11 protein-coding genes are annotated in these 8424 nt (G+C 67.7%); 8 read left to right on the forward strand and 3 right to left on the reverse strand.

What is annotated here, in order from left to right:
* Positions 1–170: 170 nt before the first annotated feature.
* The 3 genes from U4E84_RS01195 to U4E84_RS01205 all read left to right on the forward strand — a co-directional run bounded on the left by U4E84_RS01195 (position 171) and on the right by U4E84_RS01205 (position 3823).
* A complete protein-coding gene (locus tag U4E84_RS01195; RefSeq protein ID WP_322530265.1) occupies positions 171–452 on the forward strand; it encodes a hypothetical protein in 282 nt (93 codons plus the stop codon).
* A gap of 737 nt (positions 453–1189) precedes the next feature.
* Complete coding sequence (locus U4E84_RS01200) at positions 1190–2092, forward strand: hypothetical protein (protein ID WP_322530266.1); 903 nt, start codon at positions 1190–1192, stop codon at positions 2090–2092.
* A 12-nt stretch (positions 2093–2104) separates the two neighbouring features.
* The gene (locus tag U4E84_RS01205; protein ID WP_322530267.1) at positions 2105–3823 is read left to right on the forward strand and encodes a PQQ-binding-like beta-propeller repeat protein; all 1719 of its coding nucleotides are present in this window, start codon (positions 2105–2107) and stop codon (positions 3821–3823) included.
* A gap of 72 nt (positions 3824–3895) precedes the next feature.
* Here U4E84_RS01205 and U4E84_RS01210 read toward each other — a convergent pair whose 3' ends face one another.
* Both U4E84_RS01210 and U4E84_RS01215 read right to left on the reverse strand, forming a co-directional pair.
* Positions 3896–4639, reverse strand: coding sequence for a class I SAM-dependent methyltransferase (locus U4E84_RS01210; protein WP_322530268.1), 744 nt, complete (start codon positions 4637–4639; stop codon positions 3896–3898).
* 52 nt (positions 4640–4691) lie between these two features.
* A complete protein-coding gene (locus U4E84_RS01215) occupies positions 4692–4994 on the reverse strand; it encodes an amphi-Trp domain-containing protein (RefSeq protein WP_322530269.1) in 303 nt (100 codons plus the stop codon).
* A 120-nt stretch (positions 4995–5114) separates the two neighbouring features.
* Here U4E84_RS01215 and U4E84_RS01220 point away from each other — a divergent pair, with 120 nt between their 5' ends.
* From U4E84_RS01220 to U4E84_RS01230, 3 genes are all read left to right on the forward strand, one after another.
* Positions 5115–5258, forward strand: a complete 144-nt coding sequence (locus U4E84_RS01220; protein ID WP_322530270.1) for a hypothetical protein — start codon at positions 5115–5117, stop codon at positions 5256–5258.
* Between the two features lie 64 nt (positions 5259–5322).
* The gene (locus tag U4E84_RS01225) at positions 5323–5619 is read left to right on the forward strand and encodes a winged helix-turn-helix domain-containing protein (RefSeq protein WP_322530271.1); all 297 of its coding nucleotides are present in this window, start codon (positions 5323–5325) and stop codon (positions 5617–5619) included.
* A 51-nt stretch (positions 5620–5670) separates the two neighbouring features.
* The gene (locus tag U4E84_RS01230; RefSeq protein WP_322530272.1) at positions 5671–6213 is read left to right on the forward strand and encodes a hypothetical protein; all 543 of its coding nucleotides are present in this window, start codon (positions 5671–5673) and stop codon (positions 6211–6213) included.
* A gap of 48 nt (positions 6214–6261) precedes the next feature.
* On the opposite strand, the gene fer is transcribed toward U4E84_RS01230, so the two are convergent.
* A complete protein-coding gene (gene fer, locus U4E84_RS01235; protein ID WP_322530277.1) occupies positions 6262–6666 on the reverse strand; it encodes a ferredoxin Fer in 405 nt (134 codons plus the stop codon).
* Between the two features lie 221 nt (positions 6667–6887).
* Between fer and U4E84_RS01240 the strand changes: the two genes are divergently transcribed.
* Both U4E84_RS01240 and U4E84_RS01245 read left to right on the forward strand, forming a co-directional pair.
* Positions 6888–7181: a DUF4242 domain-containing protein gene (locus U4E84_RS01240; protein ID WP_322530273.1), complete on the forward strand. Its 294-nt coding sequence runs from the start codon at positions 6888–6890 to the stop codon at positions 7179–7181.
* A gap of 61 nt (positions 7182–7242) precedes the next feature.
* Positions 7243–8295, forward strand: a complete 1053-nt coding sequence (locus tag U4E84_RS01245) for a DUF1611 domain-containing protein (RefSeq protein WP_322530274.1) — start codon at positions 7243–7245, stop codon at positions 8293–8295.
* The last annotated feature ends 129 nt before the right edge of the window (positions 8296–8424 follow it).

The raw sequence follows: 8424 nt of genomic DNA on the forward strand, positions 1-8424 counted from the left end.
GTGTGTCTCGTCGGTGACGACGGCGGGGGGCGTAATGAAACCGTGGGACGCCGCGTCGACCACGGGATCGACGTCCCCGACGGCGCAGATATCGGCGGGCGGTTCGAGCGGCGTATCGCGTCGAGACCCGCATCCGTACGTTCAAGAGCGATCCGCACGAAAGACGCGTCATGACGGGTCACAACGCGCGCTGTGCGGACTGCGGGTCGTGGTTTCCCCGGTCGCGCGCCGAGACGAACCGTGCGAACGCGCTCGAGTGTCCGGTGTGCGGCTCCGACCTCGTGCAGGGGAATCCGACCGACGGGGTGCGGAACGACCGGAAGAACGCGCGGTGCAGAGTGTGCGACGCGACGTTTCATCGACGGGACAGCATCACGAGCACGAAGGGCGTCCTCGAGTGTCCAGCCTGCGGGGCGACCGGCGACGTCGTCCTGATCGAGGAGAGCGGGTGAGCTCGGACCGGTGTCGTCGAGGCGGAGGGACCCGACGACGGACATAGCCACCGCTGTAGCTAACCGATTCTGTCAACGTGGCGTCGGGACACGACACCGTCACACCGAGCACGGTAGTGTAACTACATCGTCAAAAAGACGCGATCAGCAGGAGACGGAGCGGGAGATACCAGACACATTCCAGTGCGCCGATACGATTATACGAGGAAAGATGATCACAATTACAGGCGTATGAGTGTAACGGACTGTCGGACCGTGGTGCGATTGTCCCGTTGCCACGATCATTGGTCACAGGTACCAATCGAAGAATGTCATCTTTCATTATAAATTCGATTTTCTAGGCGAGTACACATATGGATGATGAAATAACACGGTCGATCTTCCGAACGCTGGGGCAGCTCGATCACAGAAGTGGTTACATCCGTCCCGACGGCGTCGGGCGCGAGGCGTAGGACGTGGCTCCCGGAATCCATCCGGCTCCGTCGCGGTCGGCGCGAGCGGCACGACACGGCGCGCAGCCGTCGGGGGTCGATACAGTCAGCGGCCGCACCCACACGACAGCGTTCCGAAACGAGCCGACAAACTCGATCGGATCTCCTGACGGTCGATCCGACCAGATCAGCCGAAGGTCGTGGCGTCGACGCAGAACATATCACAAAATTATAATAATTATTATATGGATCAACGAGACACACACTGTTGCAGGTGCAAGGGTGTCTCCGCACCACGATACTACAATGACGAGACCACAGATCACGATCGACGGCCGAGACGGGCTCGCGGACGCACTCGGCGTCAGTCGGTCGGATGTCGGCGAGAGACCAACGTTGTCGGAGCTCAGGAGAACAGTCGAGACGGAGACGGATCCGGAGTTCGCGTCGATGGGAGAGGCGATCCGCGACGACCTGTCGGGGGAGCTCGACGCCGAACTGCTCGCGTCGGAACTCGCGGCGTTCGAAGCGCAGATCGCTCGCCTCCGCGAGGTCCGTGACGCGGGAATTCCGGACGGCGAGGAGGAGCCGGAGGTCCTGTATCGTGAGGTCGTCCAGCCTGCGTGGCGCCTCTACGACCACCTCGTCGAGGCCGGATTCTTCGAGAGCGTCGAAGACCGGCTCCCGCGGTTCACGCCGGAACACATCGAGCGAACGGCCCACGAGCTGATCCAGCTCGACGCGCTGAGCGAGGAGCTCGGCGACCTCGGATTCGACGAGCGGGAAAAGACCGTGCTCGTGATGAACGTCGTGAACAACAACACTCGCCTCGCCCGGTGGGTCCCGACGAAAGAGATCCCCAGCGAAGTGGAGTTCGACGTCGAACACGTCCCGCCGCTCCACAAGCGCGCGATGGGCGGGGTGTTGCTGTGGATCAACTCCATGGACGTCCACCTCTGGCAGAAGGAGGTGCTCGTCACCGAGGAGATCCTCGACGACGGCTACTGGGACATCAAAGCGATGCTCGCCGGCGTGTATCTGATCTCGCAGGCCGCGCTCGACATCGCAGAGGACGGATCGATGAGCGACTCCCAGCTGGCAGCCGCGCTGACCGGCGGTGCCGCGATCGCGATCGTCAATCAAGAAGAGATCTGCAAGGACGTGTACTGGATCACGGAGGAGATGCGCGCTCCGAGTCCGGCACGCTAGGAGGATTCAACAATGGCAATAGAGGAAGACAGAGCAGTCAAGGCCGCACAGGACACAGTCGTACGCGAGACCGATCAGGGGTATCGAGTGCTCGGATCGCCCGAGGAGTCCGTTACCCACCAGCACGACACCGATCGCATCCCGCGCAGGGACATCACCGAGCAGGACATCATCGACTCGGCAGACGATCCGGAGTCGTGGCTCACGTACGGCGGGAACTACGAACAGCACCGCTGTACCACCGCGGACGTGATCACGCCCGAAAACGTCGGCGACCTCGAACTCGAGTACGAGCTCCACGTCGGCGCGGAGTCCAGCATGGAGGGCACGCCGCTCGTGATCCCCGGCGACCCGCCGGTGATGTACCAGTCGAACGGGCCGAACCACGTCAAGGCGATCGACACGCGGTCGGGCGACGTACTGTGGAGCTACACGTACGCGGTGCCGTCGGACGTCGTCCTCTGCTGTGACGACAACAACCGCGGCGTGGCGGTCCTCGGTGACAAGGTGTACATGACGACGCTCGACTCGGGCGTCGTCGCGCTCAACCGCTACACCGGCGAAGAAGAGTGGTACACGAGCACGGCCGACCACGAGTCCGGGTACTCCGCGACGTGGGCGCCGGTGGTGTACGACGGCAAGGTGTTCACCGGGAGCGCCGGCGGCGAGTACGGCGTCCGCGGCTTCCACATGGCGCTCGACGCCGAGACCGGCGACGAGGTGTGGCGCACGTGGACGTCGCCCGACGAGGAGTGGGTCGGCGACAGCATCGAGCAGTCGTGCGCGACGAACTGGATGACGGCGACGATCGACACGGAAAACGAGAAGCTGTACATGCCGGTCGGAAACCCCGGTCCGGACTTCGACGGCTCCGTCCGACCGGGACCGAACCGGAACAGCGCGGGAACGCTCTGTCTCGACATGCAGACCGGCGAGCGGGAGTGGTTCCACCAGGAGTCCCCCCACGACGTGTGGGACTACGACTCCGCGGCGCCGCGGGTGCTCATCCGCGACTTCGAGGTCGAGCACCGCGACTTCGAGGACGACGTCGTCGTCTCGATCGGGAAGACCGCCTGGTCGTACACGGTGGAGGCGGATAACGGGAAGCTCCTCAACCGGACCGAACCGGGCGTCCAGCAGCTGAACATGTTCCGGATGATCCCGCACATCGACGAGGGTCGCCGGATGCCGTTCATGCCCGGCGCGATGGGCGGGAACGACTGGCAGCCGCCCGCGTACAACCCGGAGACCGGCCTCGTGTACTTCAAGATGAACAACTCGCCCCAGGAGGCCTGGTGGCGCTTCGAGGAGTACGAGGAGGGCAAGAAGTACTGGGGCGGCATCCTTGAGGACGAGATCGACCAGCCCCCGGAGGGGTACAACGACCACATCAGCTGCGTCGGCGCCGTCGATCCGGAGACCGGGCAGCTGGCCTGGCGCGACTGGATCGACAGCGACGCCTACATCTGGGGCGGAATGCTGACCACCGAGACCGGCGTCGTGTTCAGCGGGACCCAGAACGGCGACGTCATCGCCTGGGACGGCGAGACCGGCGACCGCCTCTGGGAGTACTCCACCGGTGACACGGCGATCTCCGGCAGCCCCATGAGCTGGTACGACCCCGAGACCGAGAAGCAGTACGTGGCCATTCAGGTCGGCGGAAGCGGCTGGCTCCGCCGCGGCACCGCCGGCCGCGACGACCGGCTCTGCGTGTTCTCGCTCGAGGCCTAACCACGGCTTCGGCGGTTTTTTCGACGACTCCCCGACGGAGACGGACCCGATCCGCCGAGCGGCGGCGCCGGGTCACGCCGGCGTGGCGACGAGGACCACGTACGGCTCGCCGCCGCCTCGCCGCGGGACGCGTTCGATCGTTCGGATCGCGAGGCCGGCGTCGGTGACCCGGGTCTGCCAGTACCGCTCGGGGGAGACGTCGACCGCGTCCGGCGCGATCGGGAGTTCGAGGAGCCCGAGCGTTCCGTCCTCGCCACAGATCCGACGGAGCTCCGCGAGCGCGACGTCGTGACGCTCGGCCGGGAGGTCGTGGAGGACGCGACACGCGGTGACGACGTCGAACGAGCCCGACGCGAACGGGAGGGCGCCGGCGTCGCCTCGGACCGGCTCGGCCGCGATCCCGGCCAGTCGAGCGTTTCGCCGGGCGAGTCGGGGGCCGTTCCCCAGGATCACCCTGTCGTCGAAGACGTCGACGCCGACGAGCGTCGCCGAGCGGGGGAGCCAGGGGGCCAGACCGACGAGGGACCGACCGGTCCCGCAGCCGACGTCCAGGACGCGGCGCGCGCCGTCGAGCGGCAGCTCCCGGGCGAGCGCGTCGTACTTGTACCGCTCGAGCCGCCACGGCGGCGGCGACGCCAGCGTCGAGAGGGCGTGGAGCACGCGGCCCGTCCCGAGCGCGACGGCGACGCCCGCGAGGGCTCGACCCGGCCGATCGGAGCGCCGCCGCCACAGGACGGCGCCGCCGAGCGCGACGGCGATCCCCCCGCCGAGCGCGCGGAACCGCCGCCGCCAGTGGTAGAGTCCGAACCAGTACATCGCGCGTCCTCGCGGCGCGGTCGCCCGCCGGGGCGCCGCGACCGCGAGGGGATCAGGCGGCGTCGATCCCGCCGCCGTCCGTGCGCTCGGTGAACTCGACTTCGAGCTCGAGCTCGCGCTCCCGCCGGGAGGAGAACTCGACTTCCACCTCGATCGGCTCGGCGAACGCGAAGGGGATCTCCCAGTCGTCACCGCTGATCGTCAGCTCGTCGCCGTCGTCGAGCGAGTCCGCCACCGATCGGAGGAACGCCGCCGTCTCGGTCGCCGAGAGATGCACCTCTCGCTCGAAGAACCCGTCTGAGACCGTCCGCTTGTCGGGCTCCTCGGACTCCGGGAACTCCACGTTGTCCGTCATACGTGCACGATACACGTCCGCTATCTTATCTCTTGTGACCGCGTGGCACGCTCGGCCCGTGGTCCGGCGCTCTCGTCGCGCCGGGGAAGCTTGATTATCTCTCGCGGGGATCGGATCGGTATGGATCGGATCCCGACCGCCTGTCCGGAGTGCGGCGTCGAGTGGTACCGCGGCGGAACTGCCACGTCCCGGAAGAACAACCGGAAGGTCGACGAGAACAGCTGGCAGTGCACCGAGTGTCACGCCGTCGTGCCCGAGCCCTGAGTCTCGGGCCTGGGAGACGCTCCGCGAAGAAACGCTTTTGTGTCCCTGTAAAGAGGTGCACACGATGTCGTTGATCGACGCGCTGGGTAATCCTCAACGGCTCCGGATCATCCAGCACCTGTCGGACGGGTCGATGTACGTCACGGAGCTGGCCGACGCCGTCGGTATGAACGGCAAGTCGGCGGTACACCACCTCTCCGTGCTGGAGAACGCGGGGATAGTCGATCACTTCTGGGACGGGAATCGGAAGTACTACCGGCTGGTCCGGACGGTCGAACTCGACGTCTCCCCGCCGCCGGAGCGACGGTTCATCCTCCAGCGCGGCGCAGAACGGATGACGGAGCCCGTCGACGGCGAGTGACCGGCGTCGCGGCCACCAAAATTTAAGCCCCACTGCGTCAATTGCTACCGCATGGCCACGTTGCCTAACACGCCGGACCCGGAACCGGAGGAGACCGAGGAACCGACCGTCGTCGCCGAGATCGAGCCGGACGACGAATCAGCGGCCGGCGGTGAGCCGGATCGGGGCGGCGAGGCGGCGGGGGACACGGGAGACGGAGCGAGCGCAAGCGGAGCGATCGAGGGCCAGATCGAGGCGTTGGTCGACGAGCGCGTCGCCGAGATCGAACGGGAGCTGGCGGAGCTCGAGACGGAGCTGGAGGAGCTCGACAACTTCGCCCGGATCAGTCTCGGCGAACGGTACTCACAGCGGATCGAACAGAACGTCTCCGAGCTCTCCGACTCCCTCACGGGGTTCGCCGAGCGGAACTTCCAGCAGCTGAACAGCGTCGAGCAGCGGGTCGACGAGATGTCGCTGCTGTTGACGGCGGTGATCGAGGCGCTCGACGAGGAGGACGTCGACGTGGACTTCTCCGAGGTCCGACGGATGCAGGACGCGGGGGTCGTCGACCGGAGCCCGGCCGAGCGCCTGGAGGCCGCGAGCCGCGGCGAGTGAGACGGGACGCCACCGAACGGAGGCCGACGAGGGCGCCCGGGAGCCCCGTCACACCTCGCGCTCGCCGATGACGCGGTCCTGCAGGTAGTCGAGGTGTTTCGCGTTGTGGACCACCCGGACGTGGTCCGTCGCGGGCTTGCTCTGACAGGTCAGCCGGATCCCTCGCTCCTCGACCTCCTCGTCGGTGATGATGAGGTTCATCTCCATCTCGAGCTCGCCGTCGACGAGGATCCCGGCGCAGTTCGCACACGACGCGGCGCGACAGGAGAACGGCCACTCGAACCCGTGGTCCTCGGCCGCGTCCAGGAGCTTGCGGTTCCTGCTCACCTCCATCGTGCCGTACTCCGCCTCGTCCAGGTCGGCGTCGGCCGCCTTCTCGAAGAGGTCGGCGTCGTCGATCGCCCAGTCGTTCGCCTCGAGGACCTCGTAGTCGAGGTACTCGACGGTCGACACCTCCGTCTCGCCCCCCTCGAAGTCGGGGTCCTTGGCCGCGTCGCTGCCGATCTTGATGTTCGGGAGGCTGGAGTCCTCGGACATACGTCTGTGATACCACCCCACCCACCTAAACGTCACGGGGGGAACTCCCCGACACGGCGGGCGTCGCCGGCGCGGCGCCGTCGGTCGGCCGGCGCAGAAAGAATTACAATCGGGGGGACCAGTGTTCCCGATGGCGTATGAGCGACACAGACGACTTCCTGATACTGCGCGAACTGCCCGAGCCGATAACCGAGGACGACCTGGACGCGGCCGCCGAGGCGTCGGGCGAGACGCTCTCCGCGCTCCGCGAGGAGGGCGTCGACATCCGGTGGGTCGACTCGGAGGTGTTGACCGACGAGGACGGCGGGATCGTCGGCACGTTCTGTCACTACCAGGCCGAAAGCGAGGAGGCCGTGCGAGAGCACGCGGAGCGCGCCGGCCTGCCGGCGACAAAGGTGGCCCGACGCGGCGAGCAGCTGTCCGGCGAGTGAGAGAGAGCCCCGCCGGGCCGACGGGAAACAGTTAATCCGCGGGCCCGCGATGCTGTTGTCGATGACTACCGAACCGCTCCACGAGCGGATCGCCGTGCTCGCCCACGGGCGGTTCCCGGACGACGCGCGGGCGGCGATCGCGCTCGTCCGGTACGGGCGTCCGGAGGTCGTCGCCGTGATCGACACGGCCCGACGGTCGCCCCTCGCCTCCCAGCTCGTCCGAACCCTCCCGAAGATCCCGATCGTGAGACGGTTCGACGACGTCGACGAGCCGGTCGACGCGCTGTACGTCGGGATCGACCTCGCTCGGGACGGGACGACCGCCGACCTGACGGAGCCGGTGCGACGAGACGTGCGCGCCGCGCTCGCGGCCGGTCGCGACGTGGTCGTCTCTCGAGCCGGATTCCCCGTCGACGACCCCGAGTTCGCGCGGCTGACCGCCGACGGCGACGGTCGGATCGTCGACGTGGGGGCTCCGCCGGCGGACCGGACGGACGGCGCTGGCCGTGCCGACGCCGTCGACGCGACCGTGCTGCTCACGGTCGGGACCGACCGGTACGTGGGGGCGTCCTCGACGGCGTTCGAGCTCGTTCGCGCGGCCCGGGAACGCGGGCTCGACGCGGCGCTCGTGCCGACGAGCCACGTCGGCGCCCTGCTCGAAGGTCGAGGGGTGACGCTCGACCGCGTGCCGACCGGGCGCGCTCATGGCGTCGTCGACGGCCTGGTCCGCGATCGGAGCGAGCGCCACGAGCTGCTCGTCGTCGAGGGACAGGGAGCCCTCTGTCACCCCGGGTCCTCCGGACAGATCTGCGGGCTGCTTCACGCCGCGAGACCGAACGGACTCGTCCTCTGTCACTCGGCCGGCCGCGAACTCACGCACGGGTTCGACGTCGACCTGCCGCCGGTCCCGGCGCAGGTCGACCTGTACGAGCGCCTCGCCGCGCCGGTCTCGGAGGCGACCGTGCTCGCGGGGGCGCTCAACACGATGAACGTCGCGACGCCCCCGGAGGCGCGCGAGGCGGTCGCGGACTTCGCCGAGCTGCTGGGCGCGCCGGCGACCGATCCGGTCCGGTTCGACGCGGACGCGCTCCTCGAGGCGGTCGACCTCGGCTGAGGAACAAGGAGAAAAACAGCGGGCGGTGCCGCGACGCGACCGTCCTCAGTCGTCGGCAGGGGCGGCGGAGTCGCCGGCGGAGACGCCGGTGCCGGGGCCGACGTCGATGCCGAGTTCGTCGAGCTTCTC

It is taken from the genome of Halorubrum sp. AD140 (genome assembly GCF_034497445.1).
Taxonomy (GTDB): domain Archaea; phylum Halobacteriota; class Halobacteria; order Halobacteriales; family Haloferacaceae; genus Halorubrum.